This is a genomic window from Bradyrhizobium sp. ORS 278 (genome assembly GCF_000026145.1).
Taxonomy (GTDB): Bacteria; Pseudomonadota; Alphaproteobacteria; order Rhizobiales; family Xanthobacteraceae; genus Bradyrhizobium.
Genome location: NC_009445.1, coordinates 1,860,893 through 1,882,153 on the forward strand (window position 1 = coordinate 1,860,893; position 21,261 = coordinate 1,882,153).

At 66.6% G+C, this 21,261-nt stretch carries 18 protein-coding genes and 1 pseudogene; 7 read left to right on the forward strand and 12 right to left on the reverse strand.

The window, feature by feature from the left end; translation table 11 throughout:
* The first annotated feature begins 87 nt into the window (after nucleotides 1–87).
* Complete coding sequence (locus tag BRADO_RS08190) at nucleotides 88–1,437, forward strand: 8-oxoguanine deaminase (protein ID WP_011924843.1); 1,350 nt, start codon at nucleotides 88–90, stop codon at nucleotides 1,435–1,437.
* A 6-nt stretch (nucleotides 1,438–1,443) separates the two neighbouring features.
* Here the strand turns inward: BRADO_RS08190 and BRADO_RS08195 are convergent, their stop codons facing one another.
* The 9 genes from BRADO_RS08195 to BRADO_RS08235 form a co-directional block, all read right to left on the reverse strand.
* A complete protein-coding gene (locus BRADO_RS08195; protein WP_011924844.1) occupies nucleotides 1,444–2,421 on the reverse strand; it encodes a peptide ABC transporter ATP-binding protein in 978 nt (325 codons plus the stop codon).
* On the reverse strand, nucleotides 2,418–3,452 hold the full coding sequence (locus BRADO_RS08200; RefSeq protein WP_011924845.1) for an ABC transporter ATP-binding protein: 1,035 nt from the start codon (nucleotides 3,450–3,452) through the stop codon (nucleotides 2,418–2,420). Before BRADO_RS08200 ends, BRADO_RS08195 begins: the two co-directional genes overlap by 4 nt.
* Nucleotides 3,453–3,479: 27 nt before the next feature.
* Nucleotides 3,480–4,391 (reverse strand): ABC transporter permease subunit, encoded by a 912-nt coding sequence (locus tag BRADO_RS08205; RefSeq protein WP_011924846.1) that lies wholly within the window; start codon nucleotides 4,389–4,391, stop codon nucleotides 3,480–3,482.
* Entirely contained in the window at nucleotides 4,388–5,398 is a 1,011-nt protein-coding gene (locus BRADO_RS08210; RefSeq protein ID WP_011924847.1) for an ABC transporter permease subunit, read from the reverse strand. The genes BRADO_RS08205 and BRADO_RS08210 overlap by 4 nt, the downstream gene beginning before the upstream one ends.
* A 124-nt stretch (nucleotides 5,399–5,522) precedes the next feature.
* Nucleotides 5,523–7,121 carry an ABC transporter substrate-binding protein gene (locus BRADO_RS08215; protein ID WP_011924848.1) on the reverse strand — a complete coding sequence of 533 codons (1,599 nt, stop codon included), beginning with the start codon at nucleotides 7,119–7,121 and terminating at the stop codon, nucleotides 5,523–5,525.
* 284 nt (nucleotides 7,122–7,405) lie between these two features.
* The gene (locus BRADO_RS08220; RefSeq protein WP_011924849.1) at nucleotides 7,406–8,485 is read right to left on the reverse strand and encodes a BMP family ABC transporter substrate-binding protein; all 1,080 of its coding nucleotides are present in this window, start codon (nucleotides 8,483–8,485) and stop codon (nucleotides 7,406–7,408) included.
* Between the two features lie 81 nt (nucleotides 8,486–8,566).
* Complete coding sequence (locus tag BRADO_RS08225; RefSeq protein WP_011924850.1) at nucleotides 8,567–9,481, reverse strand: ABC transporter permease; 915 nt, start codon at nucleotides 9,479–9,481, stop codon at nucleotides 8,567–8,569.
* Nucleotides 9,471–10,559: an ABC transporter permease gene (locus BRADO_RS08230; RefSeq protein ID WP_011924851.1), complete on the reverse strand. Its 1,089-nt coding sequence runs from the start codon at nucleotides 10,557–10,559 to the stop codon at nucleotides 9,471–9,473. The genes BRADO_RS08225 and BRADO_RS08230 overlap by 11 nt, the downstream gene beginning before the upstream one ends.
* The gene (locus BRADO_RS08235) at nucleotides 10,543–12,111 is read right to left on the reverse strand and encodes an ABC transporter ATP-binding protein (protein WP_011924852.1); all 1,569 of its coding nucleotides are present in this window, start codon (nucleotides 12,109–12,111) and stop codon (nucleotides 10,543–10,545) included. The genes BRADO_RS08230 and BRADO_RS08235 overlap by 17 nt, the downstream gene beginning before the upstream one ends.
* A gap of 576 nt (nucleotides 12,112–12,687) precedes the next feature.
* Between BRADO_RS08235 and BRADO_RS08240 the strand changes: the two genes are divergently transcribed.
* Nucleotides 12,688–13,809, forward strand: coding sequence for a hypothetical protein (locus BRADO_RS08240; RefSeq protein ID WP_041756247.1), 1,122 nt, complete (start codon nucleotides 12,688–12,690; stop codon nucleotides 13,807–13,809).
* A gap of 61 nt (nucleotides 13,810–13,870) precedes the next feature.
* On the opposite strand, the gene BRADO_RS08245 is transcribed toward BRADO_RS08240, so the two are convergent.
* Nucleotides 13,871–14,392: a nucleoside deaminase gene (locus BRADO_RS08245; protein WP_083794837.1), complete on the reverse strand. Its 522-nt coding sequence runs from the start codon at nucleotides 14,390–14,392 to the stop codon at nucleotides 13,871–13,873.
* 112 nt (nucleotides 14,393–14,504) lie between these two features.
* Between BRADO_RS08245 and BRADO_RS08250 the strand changes: the two genes are divergently transcribed.
* Nucleotides 14,505–15,464, forward strand: coding sequence for a cation diffusion facilitator family transporter (locus BRADO_RS08250; protein ID WP_011924855.1), 960 nt, complete (start codon nucleotides 14,505–14,507; stop codon nucleotides 15,462–15,464).
* A 7-nt stretch (nucleotides 15,465–15,471) separates the two neighbouring features.
* On the opposite strand, the gene BRADO_RS08255 is transcribed toward BRADO_RS08250, so the two are convergent.
* Together BRADO_RS08255 and BRADO_RS08260 are read right to left on the reverse strand one after the other, a co-directional pair.
* Nucleotides 15,472–15,711, reverse strand: coding sequence for a DUF378 domain-containing protein (locus BRADO_RS08255; RefSeq protein WP_011924856.1), 240 nt, complete (start codon nucleotides 15,709–15,711; stop codon nucleotides 15,472–15,474).
* 61 nt (nucleotides 15,712–15,772) lie between these two features.
* Complete coding sequence (locus BRADO_RS08260) at nucleotides 15,773–16,912, reverse strand: MFS transporter (RefSeq protein ID WP_011924857.1); 1,140 nt, start codon at nucleotides 16,910–16,912, stop codon at nucleotides 15,773–15,775.
* 213 nt (nucleotides 16,913–17,125) lie between these two features.
* Between BRADO_RS08260 and BRADO_RS08265 the strand changes: the two genes are divergently transcribed.
* From BRADO_RS08265 to BRADO_RS35710, 4 genes and pseudogenes are all read left to right on the forward strand, one after another.
* A complete protein-coding gene (locus BRADO_RS08265; protein WP_041756248.1) occupies nucleotides 17,126–18,052 on the forward strand; it encodes a 2-dehydro-3-deoxygalactonokinase in 927 nt (308 codons plus the stop codon).
* A gap of 1 nt (nucleotide 18,053) precedes the next feature.
* Nucleotides 18,054–18,692 (forward strand): 2-dehydro-3-deoxy-6-phosphogalactonate aldolase, encoded by a 639-nt coding sequence (locus BRADO_RS08270; RefSeq protein WP_011924859.1) that lies wholly within the window; start codon nucleotides 18,054–18,056, stop codon nucleotides 18,690–18,692.
* Between the two features lie 224 nt (nucleotides 18,693–18,916).
* Nucleotides 18,917–19,369: a MarR family winged helix-turn-helix transcriptional regulator gene (locus BRADO_RS08275; RefSeq protein ID WP_041756249.1), complete on the forward strand. Its 453-nt coding sequence runs from the start codon at nucleotides 18,917–18,919 to the stop codon at nucleotides 19,367–19,369.
* Between the two features lie 65 nt (nucleotides 19,370–19,434).
* A pseudogene (locus BRADO_RS35710) lies at nucleotides 19,435–21,260 on the forward strand (FUSC family protein).
* Nucleotide 21,261: the final 1 nt, after the last annotated feature.

Genomic DNA, 21,261 nt, shown 5'->3' on the forward strand with positions numbered 1-21,261 from the left:
GGCGCCAACTGGCAATAGGATGCGTTGGCCTTTGGCTTGCAAGCCATCCGCAAGCGCGAAAGCCCCCAGCAGCGAGACGAGACCGCCATGAGCACGACGCCGATCTGGATCAAGGACCCGCTCGCCCTCCTGGCCGAAGACGCCGCGCGCGGCATCGTCGTCAAGGACGGCCGCATCGTCGAGCTGGTGGCCGCGGGGAAGGAGCCGGCGACCGAGGGCGCCGTCGCGTTCGATGCCAGCGCCCATGTCGTCATCCCCGGGTTGATCAACACGCATCATCATTTCTACCAGACGCTGACCCGCGCGCTGCCCGCGGCGATGGACCGTGAGCTGTTCCCGTGGCTGAAGGCGCTGTATCCGATCTGGGCAAAGCTGACGCCGGAGTCGCTGGATGCGGCGGTGACGCTCGCGATGGCCGAGCTGATGCTGTCGGGCTGCACCACCACGACCGATCATCACTACGTCTTCCCGGCCGGCCTCGAGGATGCCGTCGGCATCGAAGTCGCCGCGGCGAAGCGGCTCGGCATCCGCGTGCTGCTGACGCGTGGCTCGATGAACCTGTCGGAGCGCGATGGCGGGCTGCCGCCGGACAGCGTGGTGCAGGACGAGGACACGATCCTCGCCGACAGCGCGCGCGTGGTCGCGACCTATCACGAGCGCGGGCCCGATGCGATGGTGCAGATCGCGCTGGCGCCATGTTCGCCGTTCTCGGTGACGGGCTCGCTGATGCAGAAGACCGCCGCGCTCGCCGACAAGCTCGACGTGCGGCTGCACACGCATCTGGCGGAGACCGAGGACGAGAACCGCTTCTGCGAGCAGATGTTCGGCTGCCGTCCGCTGGATTACCTCGAGCAGAACGGCTGGCTCGGCCCGCGCACCTGGCTCGCGCACGGCATCTTCTTCAACGCTGACGAAATGAAGCGGCTCGGCAAGGCCAAGACCACGATCAGCCATTGCGCCTGTTCCAACCAGCTGCTCGCGTCCGGCTGCTGCCCGGTCTGCGAGATGGAGGAGGCCGGCGTCGGCATCGGCCTCGGCGTCGACGGCTCGGCGTCGAACGACGGCTCCAATCTGATGCAGGAGGTGCGCGCCGCGTTCCTCTTGCAGCGGGCGCGCTACGGCGTCAGCCGCATCAGCCACAAGGATGCGCTGCGCTGGGCGACGAAGGGCTCGGCCGCCTGTGTCGGCCGGCCCGAGCTCGGCGTGATCGCAGTCGGCCATGCAGCCGACCTGGCGCTGTTCAAGCTGGACGAGCTGCGCTTCTCGGGCGCCGGCGATCCGATCGCGGCGCTGGTCTTGTGCGGCGCGCACCGCGCCGATCGCGTCATGGTTGGCGGCCGCTGGACGGTGCTCGACGGCGCGATTCCCGGGCTCGATGTCGCCGGCCTGATCGGCCGGCACAGCGCGGCGGCGAAGGCGATGCGGGCGGGGGCGTGAGCACGGTCAGGTGTCCTGCGTGGTGAGGAAGCGCTCGGCGTAATGGCAGGCGACCAGACGGCCGTCGAGCGGCCGCAGCGCCGGGCGCTGCGCGCGGCAGAGGTCGGTGACATCAGGGCAGCGGGTCGAGAACACGCAGCCGGCCGGCGGCGCGAGCGGCGATGGCAGCTCGCCCTTGGGCACGATGCGCCGGCGGTTGCGGCCGAGGCCGGGCGTGGCATCGACCAGCGCGCGCGCATAAGGGTGCAGTGGCCGGGCAAAGATGCGTCGCTTCGGCCCATGCTCCATCGCCAGTCCGAGATACATGATCAGCACGTCGTCGGCGATGTGCCTGACCACGCCGAGGTCGTGCGAGATGAACAGATAAGCGAGGCCGAGCTCGCGCTGCAGATCGGCGAGCAGGTTGAGCACCTGCGCCTGCACCGACATGTCGAGCGCCGAGACGGGCTCGTCGGCCACCAGCAGCTTCGGCCGCAGCATCAGCGCGCGCGCGATCGCGATGCGCTGCCGCTGGCCGCCGGAGAACATGTGCGGATAGCGATTTGACTGCTCCGGGCGCAACCCGACCTTGGCCATCATGTCGAGCGCCTGCGCCCGCCGCTGCTGCCGGTCGAGGCTGGTGTTGATGATCAGCGGCTCCTCGAGGATGGCGCCGATGCGCTTGCGCGGATTGAGCGAGCCGTAGGGATTCTGAAACACGATCTGCACGGTGCGGCGCAAGGTCTTGGCGGCGCCGGCCGGCGGATTCAGGGCATCGAGCCCGTCGAGGGTGAGCGTGCCGGCAGTGGGCTTCTCGATCAGGGTGACGAGGCGCGCGAGCGTCGACTTGCCGCATCCGGATTCGCCGACGATCGCAAGCGTCTTGCCGGCCTCGATGGCGAACGACACGCCGCCGACGGCCTGCAGGCGGGCAGGGGCGCGGAGCAGGCCCTGCTTGATCTCGTAGCTCTGGGTGAGGCCGCGGGCGCTGACGAGCGCGGTCATGACGAGGCCTCGCGCGCGCTGTTCGTCGCGCCGGCGCTGCCCCGATCGGTCGCGATGTGCTGCTCACGGCCCGGGTCGCCCAGCGGATAATGGCAACGGATCAGGCCGTCGCGCCAGGGACGCAGATCGGGGCGGATGTCGTTGGCCAGCGGCGTCGCATCGGCGCAGCGCGGGCTGAACAGGCAGCCGCGAGGCCGATCATGCGCGCCGGGCACCACGCCCGGGATGGTGGCGAGCCGTCCGCCTTCGCTGACCTCCGGGCGCGCCGCCAGCAGCGCGGCCGTGTAGGGATGCTGCGGCGCGTCGAGCAGGCTTTCGGTCGGCCGCTGCTCCATGATCTGGCCCGCATACATCACGGCGACGCGCTCGGTGGTGTCGGCCACCACGCCCATGTTGTGCGTGATCAGGATCAGCGCCATGCGGCGGTCACGCTGCAGCGACAGCAGCAGATCGAGGATCTGGGCCTGGATGGTGACATCGAGCGCGGTCGTCGGCTCGTCGGCGATCAGCAGCTTCGGATTGCAGGCAATCGCCATCGCGATCATCACACGTTGGTTCATGCCGCCCGAGAGCTGATGCGGATAGGCCGACAGCCGGCTCTCCGGGGCGGGAATGCCGACCTGCTCCAAGAGCTCGATCACGCGCCGCCGCGCAGCCTTGCGATCCATGCCCTCATGGATCCGCAACGTCTCGGCCAGCTGATAGCCGATCGTGAAGGACGGGTTGAGCGCCGTCGTCGGCTCCTGAAAGATCATCGCGATGTCCTTGCCCGTGAGCGCCCGCCGCTCGCGCGCGGACAGACGCTGCAGGTCCCGTCCCCCGAACAGCAGCTTGTCGGCCCGCACCTGTCCCGGATGCGGCACGAGGCCCATCAGAGCGAGCATGCCGACGCTCTTGCCGGAACCGGATTCGCCGACGATTCCCAGCACCTCGCCCTCGTCGAGCGCGAGGCTGACCCCGTCCACCGCGCGCAGCAGGCCGTTGCGTGACGGGAACGCGACCGACAGATTTTCGATCTCGAGAAGCGGCATCGCAACGTCCTCAGCTCCCTGTCGGCGTCATCGCTTGAGCTTGGGATCGAGCGCGTCGCGCAGCCCGTCGCCGAGCAGGTTGAAGGCCAGCACGGTGAGGAGAATGGCGAGGCCCGGCAGCGTCACGACCCACCAGGCGCGCAGCACGAATTCGCGCGCATCGGCCAGCATGGTGCCCCATTCGGGCGACGGCGGCTGCGCGCCGAGACCGAGGAAGCCAAGCGCGGCCGCGTCCAGGATCGCAGTGGAGATGCCGAGCGTCGCCTGCACGATCAGCGGCGCCGCGCAGTTCGGCAGCACCTCCTTGACCATCAGCCGCAGCCGGCCGGCGCCGGCGACCCTGGCCGCGGTGACGTAGTCCTTGGAGACCTCGCCGATCACGGCGGCGCGCGCGATCCGCACGTAGTGCGGCAGCAGTACGATCGCGACGGCCAGCATCGCATTCATCAGGCCAGGCCCGAGGATCGCCACGATCACGATCGCCAGCAGCAGGCTCGGCAAGGTCAGGGTGATGTCCATCAGGCGCATGATCGCGATCTCGGTCACGCCGCGAAAGAAGCCTGCGACCAATCCGAGGATCGTTCCCGTGAGCACCGACAGCGCCACGACCGCGATCCCGATCAGCAGCGACAGTCGCGCGCCATGGATGAGACGAGAGAGAATGTCGCGCCCGATCGCGTCGGTGCCGAGCGGATAAGCGAGCGAGCCGCCCTGCTGCCAGAATGGCGGCTTCAGGAACGCCGCATTGTTGGTGAGCACGGGCGAATGGGGAGCGACGACATCGGCCGACAGCGCGAGCAGCACGAGGACTGCGATGACCACGAGCCCGGTCACCGCGCCGGCATTCTTCCGGAAGTCGAACCAGAACTCCACGAGCGGAGACGGCGGCTCGCCGGCCGGCGTCGCCATGCTGGGGGCCTGAAGGCTCTCGCTGCTCATCGTGTGTACCGGATGCGGGGATTGATCAGCCCGTAGGCGAGATCGACCAGCAGATTGACAATCATGACGATCGCGCCGATCAGCAGCGTGCCGCCCTGCAGCACCGGATAGTCGCGGCGGTTGATGCCCTCGATCAGCCATTTGCCGACGCCGGGCCAGGAGAAGATGGTCTCGGTGAGAATGGCGCCGGTGAACAGCACGCCGATCTGAAGCCCGATCACCGTCACCACCGGGATCAGCGCATTGCGCAGGGCATGGATCGCGATCACGCGGAACGCCGGCAGGCCCTTGGCGCGGGCGGTGCGGATGTAGTCCTCGCCCAGCACCTCCAGCATCGCCGAGCGTGTCATGCGGGCAATCACCGCGAGCGGCACCGTGCCGAGCACGATCGTGGGCAACACCAGATGCGACAGTGCCGACCCGAACGCGCCGACATCGCCGTCGAGCAGCGTATCGATGAGCAGGAAGCCGGTGACCGGTTCGACGAAATACTGCACGGCGATCCGGCCGGACACCGGCGTCCATCCGAGTTGCACCGAGAACAAGAGGATCAGCAGCAGTCCCCACCAGAAGATCGGCATCGAATAGCCGGTCAGCGAGATGCCCATCACGCCGTGATCGAAGATCGAGTTGCGCCGCACCGCTGCAATGATGCCGGCTGGTAGCCCGAAGCAGAGCGCGAACAGGATGGCGCAGACCGACAGTTCGACGGTGGCGGGGAACAGGCTCTGGAATTCGGAGATCACAGGCTCGTGGGTGACGATCGAGCGCCCGAGATCGCCGTGCACCAGTCGCGCCAGATAGAACCCGTATTGCACCATGACCGGCTGATCGAAGCCGTACTCCTTGCGCAGCTGCGCCAGGCGCGCCGGATCGATGCCGCGCTCGCCCGCCATCGTCTCGATCGGATCGCCCGGGATGAGCCGGATCAGCACGAACACGAGCAGGGTCAGACCGATGAAGGTCGGAGCCACCAGACTCAACCGGGTCAAAGCGAAGCGAAGCATGCCTTGCTCTGTGGTCCTCGATAGCAAGAAGAAGTTAGTCGGAGGTCGTCAAGTGGCCATGCCGGGAAGCCGCGCGACGGCGGAACGCCAAGAGCGGCTCCTGGCACTCCTCGCGGGTCGTCCGCTAGTCCTTGACGTCGACGCCATAGAAGCTGTGCCGTCCGAACGGCGACAGCTTGAAGTCGATCACGCGCTTGCTGACCGGCTTCAACTGCACCGCATGCGCGATAGTGAACCATGGCGCCTGTTCCTTGAACACCACCTGCGCCTCGCCGTAAAGCTTGGCGCGCTCGGTCTGGTCGCTGACCGTCTTGGCCTTCAAGACCAGATCATCGAACGGCTTGTAGCAGAACTTGGCGACGTTGGATCCGCCGGATTGGGCCGACGCGCAGCCGAGCAGGGTGTGCAGGAAATTATCCGGGTCGCCATTGTCGCCGGTCCAGCCGAGCATGCCCATCTGGTGCTCGCCGGCCTGCATGCGCTTGCGGTATTCGCCCCATTCGAACGACTTGATCTCGGCCTTGACGCCGATCTTGGCGAGGTCGGCCTGCATCAGCTCCGCGATGCGCTTGGCGTTCGGATTGTAGGGACGCTGCACCGGCATGGCCCACAGATCGGTCTCGAGGCCATTCGGAAATCCGGCCTCCGCGAGCAGTTTCTTGGCCGCCTCGGGATCATACGGATCGTCCTTGACGGAGTCGTTGTAGGACCACATCGACGGCGGGATCGGGTTCTTCGCCGCGATGCCGGTCGACAGATAGACGGCGTCGATGATCGCCTTCTTGTCGATCGCCATGCTCAACGCCTTGCGTACGCGCACGTCGTCAAACGGCTTCTTCTGGGTGTTGAAGGCGAGGTAGCCGACGTTGAGGCCGGGCTGCTCGAGCACCGTCACGTTCGGATCCTTGCGGATGGCATCGATGTCGGCGGGGTTCGGATAAGGCATCACATCGCATTCGCCCTTCTGCAGCTTGGCCCAGCGAACCGAGGAATCCGGCGTGATGGCATAGACGAGGTCGTCGATCTTGGCCTTGCCGCCCCAGAATTGCGGGAACGCCTTGTAGCGGATGACCGCGTCCTTTTGGTACTGCACCAGGTAGAACGGACCGGTGCCGATCGGATCCTGGTCGATCTTCTCGGGCGTGCCGGCCTTCAACATCGCGTCGGCATATTCCTTCGACTGGATCGCCGCGAAGGGCATCGCGAGATCCGCGAGGAACGGGGCTTCCGGCTGGTTAAGGGTGATCCTGATCGTGTAGTCGTCGACCTTCTCGACCGACTTGAGCAGTTTCGGCATCGCCATGTCGCCGAAGTAGGAATGGTTTGGGCTGGTCACCTTGAAGTAGGGATTGTCCTCCTTCCACTGCCGCTCGATCGAGAACAGAATGTCGTCGGCGTTGAAGTCGCGCGTCGGCTTGAACGATTTCGAGGTCGAATGCCACTTCACGCCCTTGCGCAGATTGAACGTATAGGTGGTTCCGTCCGGCGAGATCGTCCAGCTTTCGGCAAGGCCCGGCACCACCTGGGTGCCGCCGCGCTCGAACTCGACGATCCGGTTGTAGATCGGCTCGTTGCCGTCGAAAGACGTTCCGGTCGTGTTCACGCCGGGATAAAAGTTCTCCGGGCTGCCTTCCGAGCAGAACACGAGGGTCTTCGCAAAGGCCGACGGACTTGCCAGCAGCGCCGAGGCGCAGACGGCAACGAGCAGGTGATATCTGTTCACGGTTGGAACTCCAGGTGAGAACGGCAACGCGCATGCGCCACGGGCTGCATCGCCGCGTCTGGCCGACCTTGCTATCGGGTATTGCCGCTGTCAACGCACCGGAAGATGGCCGCGCCCGCACCTGGGCCGCGCGTTGGCTGCGCTGCCGCATGCCGGGATTCCGAGGAGGCCGGAAGGGGAGCCCTGCTGCGTCGCCACCCCTCGCAGCAGGGCTCCAGATCGAAGGTCGTCACCGTCACCCCCCCGCTAGGGGGGCGACGGGACCTGCTGGCGGCTTGCCGCGCCTACTTGCCCGGCAGCTTGTCGTCGACGCCCTTGACGTAGAAGTTCATGCCGAGGATTTGGCCGTCGGCGAGGTGGTCGCCGCCCTTGCACTCGACCTCCTTGCCGTCCTGCCCGACGACCGGGCACTTGAACGGATGCAGCTTGCCGGCGGTGATCGCGGCCTGGGTCTCCTCGGCCATCTTCTTCACGTCGTCGGGCATGTTGGTGTAGGGCGCCATCTCGAACATCTTGGAGTCGAGGCCGCCCCAAGTGTCCTCCGACTTCCAGGTGCCGTCGAGCTCGGCCTTGACGCGGGAGATGTAGTAGGGCGCCCAGGTATCGAGGATCGAGGTCAGTTGCGTCTTCGGGCCGAACTTGATCATTTCCGAGTCCTGGCCGAAGGCGAGCTTGCCGCGCTCGCTGGCGATCTGCATCGCCGCCGGACTGTCGGTGTGCTGCATGATGATGTCGGCGCCCTGGTCGATCAGCGCCTTGGCGGCGTCGGCTTCCTTGCCCGGATCGAACCAGGTGTTGGCCCAGATGATCTTGATCTTGATGTTCGGATTGACCGTCTGCGCGCCGAGGATGGTGGCGTTGATGCCGGAGATGACCTCCGGGATCGGGAACGAGCCGATATAGCCGAGCACGCCGGCCTTCGACATCTTGCCGGCAATGATGCCCTGGATGTAGCGGCCCTGGTACCAGCGCGACGAATAGGTCGACATGTTCTTGTCGCGCTTGTAGCCGGTGGCGTGCTCGAAATGCACGTTCGGATACTTCTTGGCGACCTTCAGGGTCGGATCCATGTAGCCGAACGAGGTGGTGAAGATCAGCTTGTTGCCGGCGCGGACCAGCTGCTCGATGGCGCGCTCGGAGTCGGGACCTTCAGGCACGTTCTCCAGATAGGTCGTCTCGATCTTGTCGCCGAACTCTTTCACCAGCGCCTGCCGTGCGAGCTCGTGCTGATAGGTCCAGCCGAGATCGCCGATCGGGCCGAGATAGATGAAGCCGACCTTCAGCTTGTCGGCGGCATGCGCCACGCTGGCGATGCTCCCCGCCAGCACCAGCGCGGCGGCAGCGCCCAGAAGCCTTTTCATCATTGTCGATCTCTCCAAACAGTCAGGGGAAAACACGATGATCCCAAGCGTCGCGCCCCATCGCAGACGCTCGGGATGAAAGACTCAGCGATCCGGCACGAACACCGTGCCCAGCGCCGCCGGTGCCGTCGACCCCCCGGTGCGGGCGCGCGACAGCAGCACCAGCACGATCACGGTGGCGAGGTAGGGCAGCGCCGACATGAATTGCGAGGGAATGCCGACGCCGGCCCCCTGCGCATGCAGTTGCAGGATCGTCACTGCGCCGAACAGATAGGCGCCGATGACGAGACGGCCCGGCCGCCAGGAGGCGAACACGACCAGCGCCAGCGCGATCCAGCCGCGCCCGGCGGTCATGCCGGGAATGAAGAACGGCGTGTAGGCGAGCGGCAGATAGGCGCCGGCCAGTCCCGCGCAGGCGCCGCCGAACAGCACGGCGAGCATACGGATCCGCAACACCGGATAACCGAGCGCATGCGCCGAGACGTGATTGTCGCCGCAGGCGCGCAGCACCAGGCCGGCGCGGGTGCGGTAGAGGAACCACCAGACGGCGATGATCAAGGCGACCGACAGGTAGACGAAAGCGTCCTCGCCGAACAGGATGCGGCCGACCAGCGGGATGTCGCTGAGACCGGGAATGGCGAGCTTGGGCGCGGTGGTGATGCGCTCGCCGACGAAGCGCGCGCCGATCAGGCCGGACAGGCCGATGCCGAGGATGGTCAGAGCCAGCCCGGTCGCGACCTGGTTCACCGCCAGACCGAGCGTCATGAACGCGAAGATCAGCGACATCAGCATGCCGGCCACGATGCCGCACAGCGCGCCGACGATGATCGAGCCGGACAGCCAGGCGCCGCCGAAGCCGCAGGCGGCACCGACGATCATCATGCCCTCGACGCCGAGGTTGAGAACGCCCGCGCGCTCGGTGACGAGCTCACCGGTCGCCGCCAGCAGCAGCGGGGTCGATGCGGCGAGCACCGACAGGATGATGGCTTCAACCAGCACTTTGCACCTGCCGCGCGGCGAGGACGAGCTTGAAACGGTAGAGGATCAGGGAGTCGCAGGCGAGCACGTAGAACAGCAGGATGCCCTGGAACACTTTGGTGACATCGAGCGGAATCTTCATCGTGATCTGGGCCTGCTCGCCCCCAATGAATGTCAGCGCGAGGAACAGTCCTGCAATTAGTATTCCAACCGGATTGAGCCGTCCGAGAAAGGCGACGATGATGGCGGTGAAGCCGTAGCCCGGGGAAATGCCCGGTTGCAGATGGCCGATCGGCCCGGCCACCTCGATGATGCCGGCGAGGCCCGCCAGCGCGCCCGAGACGGCGAAGGTGAGCAGCACCAGCTGATTAGCGTTGAAGCCGCCGAACCGCGCGGCGCGCGGCGCGACGCCGACGACGCGGATCTCGAAGCCCTTGATCGTGCGGTCGAGCAGCACAAAGGCGGCGGCGACGACTATGAGCGCGATGACGCTGCCGAGATGCAGCCGACCGCCCTCGATCAGCACCGGCACGGTCGCGACCGGATCGAACTCCGCAGTGGTCGGGAAGTTGAAGCCGGCGGGATCGCGCCACGGACCGCGGACGAGATAGTCGAGCAGGAGGTCGGCGACATAGACCAGCATAAGGCTGGTGAGGATCTCGCTGGCGCCGAACTTGACGCGGCACAGCGCCGGGATCAGCGCATAGAGCGCGCCGGCCAAGGCGCCGGCGACCAGCATCGCGGGTAGCACCCAATGCCCGGCCTCGCTCCCCTGCGTGCTCACCGCAATCCAACTACCGGCGACCGCGCCGATCAGGAATTGGCCCTCGGCGCCGATGTTCCAGGCATTGGCGAGGTAGCACAGCGACAGGCCGATCGCGATCATGACCAGCGGCGTCGCCTTGACCGCGATCTCCTGCAGCGAATAGCCGTCGGTCAGCGGCGCGACGAAGTAGACGCTGAGCGCGGTGATCGGGTTCTTGCCGAGCACGGCGAATAGTACGCTCATGGTGACAAGCGTCAGCCCGATCGCGATCAGCGGCGAGACCAGGGCGATGGTCCGCGAGCGCTCGGCACGCTTCTCAAGCACCAGCTGCATGCGCGGCCTCCTTCTGGTCGAGACTTGCGCCGCCCATCAAGAGACCAAGCTTCTCGCGGCTCGCCTCGGCGCGTGGCAGTGCCGCGGAGAGATGGCCGTGGAACATCACGGCGATGCGGTCGGCGATCTCCATCAGTTCGTCCAGATCCTGGCTCGTGACCAGCACCGCGGCGCCCGCGCTGGCGAGATCGATCAGCGCCTGGCGGATGATCGCGGCCGCGCCGGCGTCGACGCCCCAGGTCGGCTGGTTGACGATCAGCACCGCCGGCGTGCGCAGGATCTCGCGGCCGACCACGAATTTCTGCAGATTGCCGCCGGACAGGCTCGCGGCTTCCGGATCACGCTTGGCCTTGCGGACGTCGAAGGTCTCGGTGGTCCGATCCACCGTGCGCAGCGTCGCGGCTGCGTTGATGAAGCCGTGCCGCACCATGTCGCTGGCGGCGTGGCCGGTCAGCAGCGCATTCTCCGACAGCTTCATGCGTGGCGCGGTGCCGTGCCCCAATCGCTCTTCCGGGACGAACGCGGCGCCCATCTTGCGGCGCTGGGTGATCGACAGGTTGCCGCAGGCAAGGCCGTCGATGATGATCGTGCCGGGCTCCTTGACCAGACGCTCGCCCGAGAGCGCGGCGAACAACTCGTCCTGCCCGTTCCCGGCCACGCCTGCGATGCCCAGGATCTCACCGCCCTTCAACTCGAGTGAGATGTTCTGCAGCCGGACGCCATGCAATTCCGCGGGCGCAAGCGTGAGATCATTGACGACGAGGCGAGGCACCGTTGTGCGCCGCTCGGCCGGAGGCTTCACCTCCTTGATCTCCGCGCCGACCATCATGCGCGCCAGCGACGCCGCGGTCTCGCTCTTCGGATTGCAGGTCGCGACCTTCCTGCCGCCGCGCAGGATGGTGGCGGTGTCGCACAGCCGCTTCACCTCATCGAGCTTGTGGCTGATGTAGAGGATGGCGCGGCCTTCCGCCTTCAGACGCTCCAGCACCACGAACAGCTGATCGGCTTCCTGCGGCGTGAGCACGGCGGTCGGCTCGTCGAGGATCAGGAATTTCGGATTCTGCATCAGCGCGCGCACGATCTCGATGCGCTGCCGCTCGCCGACCGACAATTGCCAGACCTCGCGCTTCGGATCGAGCGGCAGGCCATAGTCGCGCGCGACGTCGGCGAGTCGCGCCGAGATCGCCTTGAACGGCTCCTTGCCGTCGAGGCCGAGCGCAACATTCTCGGCGACGGTCAGATTGTCGAACAGCGAGAAATGCTGGAACACCATGCCGATGCCGAGAGATCGCGCCTCGGCCGGTCCCGACAGCTTGACCGGCGCCCCCTGCCAGCGCAGTTCGCCAGCGCTCGGCTGCACCAGTCCGTAGATCGTCTTCACCAGGGTCGACTTGCCCGCGCCGTTCTCGCCGAGCAGGGCGTGGATCTCGCGCGGGAAAATCTCGATATCGATCGCGTCGTTGGCAAGGAAGTCGCCATAGCGCTTCGTCAATCCGACCGTCTGCAGGAGCGGGTGAGCGTGATGAGGATCGGCAGGGCCGGGACTGAGCATCGTGCTGCGTCATGAGCAGTGAATGGAACTGCCTCAATTGTGAGCTAATTTACGGCGGCGCGTAAGAGGCGAAAAGCGTCATCCTCTGCTCAACTCTTGCTCAATTGGCTCCGAGCGCGTGAACGCACTCGCTCGCCTGAACCTGGTTGTAGATGGCTCGCACTGCAACACCGAGGCCCGCGAGAATGGCGTTTCGAGATGTGGCACTTTTGCGACAGTTCCTGGAAATCAGCGGAACCGAGCACTCTGCCCGTTGGATGAGCAGCGTCATGCAATGCGTCCGATGACCCCGTCGGCTGCGGCGGATCGAGCCTGCAAGCGCGCTGCTTCTCATGTCCCGCAGTTCCGAAAAACCTCAATGATGTGAAGTGGCAACAGCGTTTCCACGGCGCGGGGCGCTGCGCCCGCTCGTCCCCTCGCGGGAAACTCTGCGCGCGCCCGGCCGCGGCAATGGGGCGGAAGCTTGATGAAACTGCGGGCAATGCCTGGAGAAAGTTGAGGCTTCCAGCGTCCAGGGAACGGCGCAACTGTGCATGCAAGTCGGGAATCGGCGCTTGTTAACTGGGGGTGTTTGAAATGTCGTTCTACAAGTCCATTGCGGCTGCCATCGCGCTCGGCGCGGCAGCGCTGACGTCGGTTGGCACAGCCGGCGCGGCTGATCTGCAGGCCAAGGCGATCGCGAAGAAGGCGCCGGCGGACCTGCCGTTCTTCCTCGTCGTCGACAACCGCGTCAGCTTCTCCTACATCTTCAATGCCCGCCAGCCTGGCGCCTGGTCCGGCAACGCCGCGGCCGGGTTCAACGCCAACACCGCGAAGCAGGTGTATTCGTTCACCCACTTCGATGTCTGGGGCTACGGCACCAACTTCTTCACCATCTCGCTGTTCAAGTCGGACCACAACGACCCGGCCGGTCCGTGCACGCAGACCGGCGGCATCGTGTCGCCGAACGCCGGGTTCGCCTTCACGCCAGCGAGCTGCGCGGGCGCGACCGAGATCTATGGTCTGTTCCGCTCGACCTTCGGCTGGAACCAGATCTTCAACACCAAGGCCTTCACGATGGGCCCGTTGCAGAACATCTCGTTCGAGGTGGGCATGGATGCGAACACCGAGAACCGTTACTTCGGCGCCGCGAAGCGTGACGTCGTTGCCGGTCTGCAGTTCGCGTTCAACCTGCCCTACAAGGGCTATTTCAACGTTGCTCCCTTGATGTACTGGGAGTTCGCCAACCACAACTCGTTCTCGCAGTGCGGCGCCGGCTGGTCGGCTCCCTGTATCGCCGACGGCAACACCTCGTTCAAGCCGACCTGGGCGGTCGAGACCAACTACTACATGGACCTCGGCTTCCTGCCCGAGAACATGCAGTTCTTCTCGATCTCGGGTCGTGCCGGCTGGTACGGCAAGAAAGGCACCGACACCGAGCCGCTCCCGGCCAGCGTCGCGAATGGCGTCTATCCGACCAAGATCGAGTTCAACTCGGAGCCGATCCGTCTGACCTTCGACGCCTCGAAGGCGATTTGGGGTGAGAAGCAGAGCCACATGATCGACGTCTGGGTCGCCTACCGTTACTGGCAGAACAAGTTCGGCCTCGATCACAACAACGCGGTCGGCTGCTCCGTCGCCGGAGCCGGCGGCACCCGCGTCAGCACCGGCGCGTGCACCGAGTCCTCCCTGTATTCGGGCGTGACCGTCAAGTTCTGATCGATTGAGCACATCGAGGCGCCGCAGCTGAGGTTGCGGCGCCTTTTGATTTTGCGAGGCTTTATTTTTCCCAGACGCCGGCATGCAGCGCAGCCGCCTCGTCCTCCAGCAGCGGACCCAGCACCTCTGTCGTCCGCTGACCGCTCGCGAACACGTCGCGGCAGGGCAGGTCGAGCGTCGGGTTTTCCGGATGGTTGCCGGTGAAGTCGCGCAGCCGCCGCTCACTCAAGCCATAGACCACGCGGCCGATCCCGGCCCAGTAGATCGCGCCGGCGCACATCGCGCAGGGCTCGGCCGACGAATAGAGCGTCGCGGTCGCTCGGATGTCTGGCGCGATCGATCTGCATGCCTGTGTGGCCACCAGCCGCTCCGCATGCGCCGTGGCGTCGCGGTCGGGCATGTAGCCGTTCTCTGCCTCGATCAGCACCCGTCCATCGCCGTCGACCAGGATGGCCGCAAACGGATGATTTCCGTGTGACATCGAGCGGCGTGCAACGGCGAAGCTTTGGCGCAGGAAGTGGGCGTCACGCGGATGCGCGTCGCCAGAGCCGCTCCCGTCCGTTTGACCCGCGTTGCCTGCCATCGCCTTGCTCCCTTGCGCCTGCGCGATCCTGATCGTTCCCGGGACGCCGCGCAAGGGAACCGGGCCCGCCAGCCGGCGTTGCCCGGCGCATGAACGATCAAGGCGGGGTGTCATGGCAGCGACCACGGATTCCAGAGTTGCCGTCTATGCTGCCTTGGCCGGCAACCTGCTCGTCGCCTGCACAAAGATCGCGGCGGCGGTCTGGACCGGCAGTTCGGCGATGATGAGCGAAGCCATCCATTCGGTCGTGGACACCTTCAACGAGCTCCTGCTGCTCTACGGCTTCCACCGCGCGAGCCGTCCGCCCGATCGCGGACATCCGCTCGGCCACGGCCGCGAGCTCTACTTCTGGAGCTTCATCGTCGCGCTGCTGCTGTTCGCGCTCGGCGCGGGCGTCTCGCTGTACGAGGGCGTCGCGCACCTGATGCATCCGGAGCCGATCGAGAATCCGACGGTGAACTACATCGTGCTCGGCCTGTCTTTCGTGTTCGAGGCCGGCTCCTGGTGGGTCGCCGTGCGGCGCTTTCGCGCGGCGGCGCCGGACCTCTCCACCATCGAGGCGTTCCGGCGCAGCAAGGATCCGCCGGCCTTCATGGTCGTGTTCGAGGACAGCGCGGCGCTGATCGGAATCATGATCGCAGCCGCCGCGACCGCCGCAGCCGTGGGGTTCGACGAGCCGGCGTGGGATGGCATCGGATCGATCCTGATCGGGCTCTTGCTCGCGGTGACCTCAATGGTGCTGGCGCGGGAGAGCAAGAGTCTCCTGATCGGGGAGCAAGCGGATCCCGAATTGGCGAGCTCGGTGCTCGAGATTGCGCGCGCGTCGGAGGCCGTGCTGTCCGCCAATGGTCTGCTGACGGTGCAGCTGTCGCCGCAGCAGGTCGTCGTAGCGCTCAGCGTCGAATTCGCCGACGATCTCCGCGCCGATGATATCGAGCGTGCCGTCGTCACAATTGAGACGGAGTTGCGCGGTCGCCATCCCGAGATCGCGGCGCTGTTCGTCAAGCCGCAGACTGGCGCACGCTATCGGGAGACGCGCGCGCGCCAGTTGCAAGGTTCTGCTCCTGCGTGACGGCGGGTCAGCGGTAGGCGACATCGCTGCGGGCCGACGACAGCCGCACCAGCATGCCGATCTGATAGATCGCCGAGAGCGCCACCAGGATGTAGACGATCCGGGCGATCGGCGATGACGTCGCGGTTTCGGCCGCACCGTTGCCGAAGATGGCGGTGACGAGATCAAAGTCGAACAGGCCGACGAGGCCCCAGTTCAATCCACCGACGATGACGAGAATGAGCGTGATGATGTTGAGTGCCCGCATGTGTCTGCTCCTTGGCTAGGGCATCTGATGCGGGGTCAAGGCAGGGGCGGACGTCTCGTTCCTATTGCGGTGCCCGCGCGACGAAAGGCGCACTGACGAGCACGATGACGAGCAGGGCGGCCAGGATCCAGAAAGATGTCGTGAGGTTCGTCGCCGCGGCAACGAAGCCGATGCCGGCAGGTCCGAGCAGCACGCCCGAATAGCCTGCAGTCGTTACGGCAGCGACCGCCAGGCCGACCGGCATCGTGCTCTGAGCACCGGCCCTGCGGAACAGCACCGGGACGAGGTTCGACGCGCCCGCGCCGATCAGCGCGAATCCCGCGATGGCTGCGACGACTGACGGAATGACCAGCAGCACGACGAAGCCTGCGATCGCGATGACGCTGCCCCACAGCAAGGTGGCGCGGTCGCCGATCCGCGCCACGACGCGGTCGCCGACCAGGCGGCCCGCGGTCATCGCGATCGAGAACATGATGTAGCCGAGCCCGGCCTGCGCAGCCGGCAGGCGGCCGGAGCCGGTCAGCAGCAGGGCGCTCCAGTCGAGCATGGCGCCTTCGACCAGGAACATGATCGCGGCGAGCGCCGCCAGCAGCAGCACTGCGCCATGCGGCAGCACCAGCAGTGGACCTGACTCGGCCGGCTTGCTCGCCATCAGGCGAGGCGCCGCGACGAGCATCGCCGCCACCGCCAGCACGCTGCAGATCATCGTGCCGAGCAGCGGCGTCACGTCGAAGGCGAGCAGCGCAGTCATGACGCCGGAGCCGGCAAAGCCGCCGATGCTGAATTGCGCGTGGAAGCCGGACATCAGCGGCCGTTCACCCAGCCGCTCGACCTCGATCGCCTGGATGTTGATAGCCACGTCGAGCGAGCCGAGCGCCGCTCCGAAGGCGAACAGCGCCACGGCCAGAGCGGCGGGCGTGGACGCGATGGTCAGCAGCGGGAGCAGAAGGCCGAGAGCGAGGCCGCTGACGATGACGACGGGCTTGCTGCCATAGCGCGCGCTCACGAGACCGGCAGCCAGCATCGAGGCGACCGAGCCGACACCGAGCGACAGCAGCAACAGCCCGAGCGTCGCGTCACCGACGCCGAGCCGCTGCTTGGCGAACGGCACCAGCGGCGCCCAGCAGGCGATGCCGAAGCCCGCGACGAAGAAAGCCAGGCGTGTCGCGAGCTGCGCCGCGCGATGGTCGGTGAATGTCATGGATGAGGTCCGGCGCCGCGGCGCCCTGCGGTGGGCGAATGGATGAGCGCGACGCCCGAGGGATTGCGAAACCGGACGCCGCAAGACAATGAGGTCCCGCTTGGAGGTCCCGCTTGTCGGTCGCCTCTATCATGCCTATAGGGCTAGCTCCACCCTTGGTGTGTTCTTGCGATGTCGCAGCAAAGCCGCAGAGGAACGATGAGCTCGACAGACATGTCCAAGACGGCCTTCTCCAAGACGGCCTTCGTCGCCGTCGATTGGGGAACCTCGAGCTTCCGCGCCTGGCTGATTGCGGCCGATGGGACGGAGCTGGCCGAGAGCCGCGGCAGCGAGGGCATGCTGCATTGTGCGACCTCCGGCTTCGCGCCCGTCCTGCACGCTCACCTGGGCCGGCTGGCCGCGCCGGCGGACGCTCCCGTGCTGGTCTGCGGCATGGCCGGCGCGCGGCAGGGCTGGGTGGAAGCGCCGTATCTGCACACCCCGACCCGGCTGGATGCGCTGCACGCCGGCGCGATCCGTGTCGACACCGACGGTGACGTCCGGATCCTGCCCGGGCTCGCGCAGGCGCGCGCCGACGCGCCCGACGTGATGCGCGGCGAGGAAACGCAGCTGCTCGGCGTGACCGAGCCGGATTTCACCGGCATCGTCTGCATTCCCGGCACCCACAGCAAGTGGATCCGGATCGACAACGGTGCCGTGGTCGCGTTCGCGACCTACATGACGGGCGAGCTGTTCGCGGTGATCTCCGAGCACAGCATCCTGAAGCACGCTATCGAAGCGGGCGCCGCGGCGGCAGACGGGAGTGCGTTTCGCGCCGGCCTCGCATCGGCGCTGTCCTCGTCGGCGAGCTTGACCAGCAGCCTGTTCCGGCTGCGCGCCGCGCAGCTGCTCGGCTTCGGGCAGCGGTCCGAGGGAGCCGCGCATCTCTCGGGACTTCTGATCGGCAGCGAGATCGCCGATGCGCGCATGCGCTTTGGCGGGGATGGTCCGCTGCGGTTGATCGGAGCGGGCCGGCTCGGCGGCCTCTATCGTGCGGCGCTGGCTGCGAGCGGGTTCGCAGTGAATGATCGCGATGCCGAACTGGCGTCGCGCCGTGGTCTGATCAAGGCCGCGCGGCAGATCTGGGGAGCGCGTTTCTGACATGACACAGTCCGTTGCCTGGCCCGACGTCAAGCGAGCGCTCGTCGCGATCCTGCGCGGCATCAAGCCCGATGAGGCCGAGGGAATCGTCGATGTCCTGATCGAAGCGGGCTTCGAGCTGATCGAGGTGCCGCTCAACTCGCCGGATCCGTTTGTATCGATCGAGCGCCTCGCCAGGCGTTTCGGCAAGGACTGCCTGATCGGCGCAGGCACGGTGGTCAACGCGCCGGATTGCGTGCGCGTCGCGGAGGCCGGTGGGCGGCTGATGGTCAGCCCGAATGTCGATGCCGAGGTGCTGGCGACGGCGCAGGCCTATGACATGGTGACGATGCCCGGTGTGTTCACGCCGACCGAAGCGTTCCTCGCGCTGCGCTGCGGCGCCTCGGCGTTGAAGTATTTTCCTGCCTCGGTGCTCGGTCCATCGGGCATCGCGGCGCAACTCGCCGTGCTGCCGAAAGGCGTCGTGGTCGGTGCCGTCGGCGGCGTCTCCGACAAGAACCTCGCGTCCTATGTCGCGGCTGGCGTGCGCGCGTTCGGTCTCGGTTCGAGCCTGTACAAGCCCGGCATGACGGCGAGCGACGTCAGGGAAACGGCATGGGCCTCCGTCCACGCCTATGACGCGGCCATTGCCGCCGGCTGAATGCGGCGTTGATCTTCAGCCAGATGTCGAGATCCAGAAAGGCGTGAACGCCTAGTAGGCTCCACGCCGCTCTGCGCCTCGGATTGGCCGCATGGGCCTTGCCGGAGGCGGGCGCGTCCCGATCGCGGCCGAAATCACCATGAGCAGGACGCGGAGCTGCTCGGCGCCTGCTCGTCCAAAAAATAGTTTGAATCCAAATCATTTTGGTTCAATTGAATGGAGGCATGGCACCATCTCCATCCAGCGCCCGTCTCCGGTTCGGCTTCGCGCTTGTCGGGCTCGCTCGCCGGTGGCGGCGGGCCCTCGACGAGCGGATGGGCGCGCTCGGTTTGTCGGATGCGGCGTGGCCGCCGCTGGTGCATCTCGACCGCACGGGCGACGGCATCACCCAGAACGAACTGGCGGCCCGTTGCGGCATCGACGGATCGAGCCTGGTGCGTCTGCTCGACATCCTCGGTGAGCGCGGCCTGGTCGAGCGGCGGGTCTCGCCCGACGATCGCCGCTCGCGGCTGGTGTTTCTCACCACGAAGGGCAGGCGGCTGCTGAGCTCCGTCTACCGCGTCCTGCAAGAGGCCGAGAGCGCGATGCTCCGGGACATCGACGATTCACGCCTGCAGGCCACGCTGGACATGTTCGCCCGGATCGAGCAGCGGCTCGAAGGAGACGACGACGAATGAATGCCTCAATCGCCTCTCGGCTCGGTTTCGATGGGGCCAGGCTGGTCTTCGGCTTGCGGACGGCGATGGCTGCCTGCCTCGCGCTGCTGCTCGCCTGGCTGGGCGGATTGGAGCATCCGCAATGGGCGGCCATGACGGTGTGGGCGGCGTCACAGCCGCTCCGCGGACATCTGCTGGAGAAGAGCGTCGCACGATTCGTGGGCACTCTCATCGGCGTGGCCTTCGGCTTGGCCTTGATGCGCCTCGCGCGCGGCGAGCCGATCGTGCTCGTGGCCGGCATCTCGCTGTGGATCGGCCTTTGCGCCTTTGCCGGCAATCTCGTCCGGGGCTATGCGTCCTATGCCGCGCTCCTGTCCGGCTACTCGGCGGCGATGGTGGCGCTGCTGGACGCCCCCATCCCGAGCATGTGCTGGCCCTTGGCGCCGATCGTGTGCTCACCGTCGCGGTCGGAATTCTGGCCGCGCTGCTCGTCGGCTGGCTGTTCGCCGCGCCCGGCGACAATGCGTCGGTGCTGGAAAAGGTCCGGCTTCTCAACGCGCGGCTGGTCGCCGACATCGTGGCGCGCCTGCGCCGGGCGCCGGTCACGGAGAATGAGCAGCGTTCGCTTCTCTCGGACATCGCGGCACTCGAGGGCCTGCTCGACCTGCATGGCGCCGGCTCGCGCCACAGACGGCGACTGGTCCGTAGGGTCCGCGCGGTCCTGGCAGCACAGGTTTCGGCCGTGCTGTGGCTGCGCTCGGACGACAGCCGCGCCATCGAGGCATCGGCAATCGATCTGGTCGCGGGCACGAAGCTGTCCGGGACCGGCCTCTCTGGGAACGCGCTGCAGCGGCTGCGCGAGGCGTCAGTCGCCGCGACTTCTCAGGGCGCTCTGACTTCCGTCCTGAACGAGCTTGCCGCCTCGACAAACAGCCTGGACGATCTCGACGCAGCCTCGGCTGCAGAACCCCTGCTGCATCGCGATTGGATGCTGGCGCGCCGTGCGATGTTGCGCGCTCTCGTAGCAATGCTGGCCACCGGCCTGGTCTGGCTCGTAACCGGCTGGGAGATGGGCGGCTTCATGATGCTGGGCACGGCGATCATGCTGTCCGTGTTCTCGACCTTTGAGAAGCCGGCCGCGATCCTGCCTCACGTGCTCGCAGGACAGGTTTTGGGAGCAAGTCTCGCATTGGCCTGCCGTTGGCTGGTCTGGCCCTATCTCGGCGGATCGCTCGGTGCGGTTCTGGCGATGATGCCCTTCATTCTGCTCGGGGCGCCGCTCCTGGCGCATCGCCTGACCCAGCGCATGGCGTTCGACGTCAACATGGTGCTGCTGCTGATGCTGCAGCCGAACTGGCCGCAGACGATGACCTTCGGGCATTCGCTGATGGCCAGTCTCGCGGTCGTCGCCGGCCCCGTCGTCGGGCTGATCGCCTTCAGCCTGATCTATCCCGTCGACAGCCGCCGCCGCTATGAGGCGGTCAGACATGCGATGATCGACGACCTCGAACACCTTGCGGCCACCGCCCTGCGGTCGGACCGCCGCAAGCAATGGCGCGCACTGCTGCATCACCGCGTCCTGCTCGCTACCTATTGGGGCGAGCGCGCGTCTTGTTCGACGCCGCGCCTGGCGGACGATGCGCTGGCGCTGCTGTATGTCGGACAGGCGATCGAGCAGCTCGGTGACTTCGCCGCACGCGCTGCGTCGCCGGGCATGAAACGGCGCTGCGCGGCGACGCTGGAGCGGCTGCATCGGATCGGCACGGACCCGCTGCGCGCGGCGCACGCATTGCTCGCTACGGTCCGCCGGCTGCCGGCCGAGATGGCCGGCACGACCATCCTGGAGCAGGCGGCGGCGAAGCTCGCCGAGCGACCGACGGCGTTTCGCAAGACGGCTGCCGACGCGCGTTAAT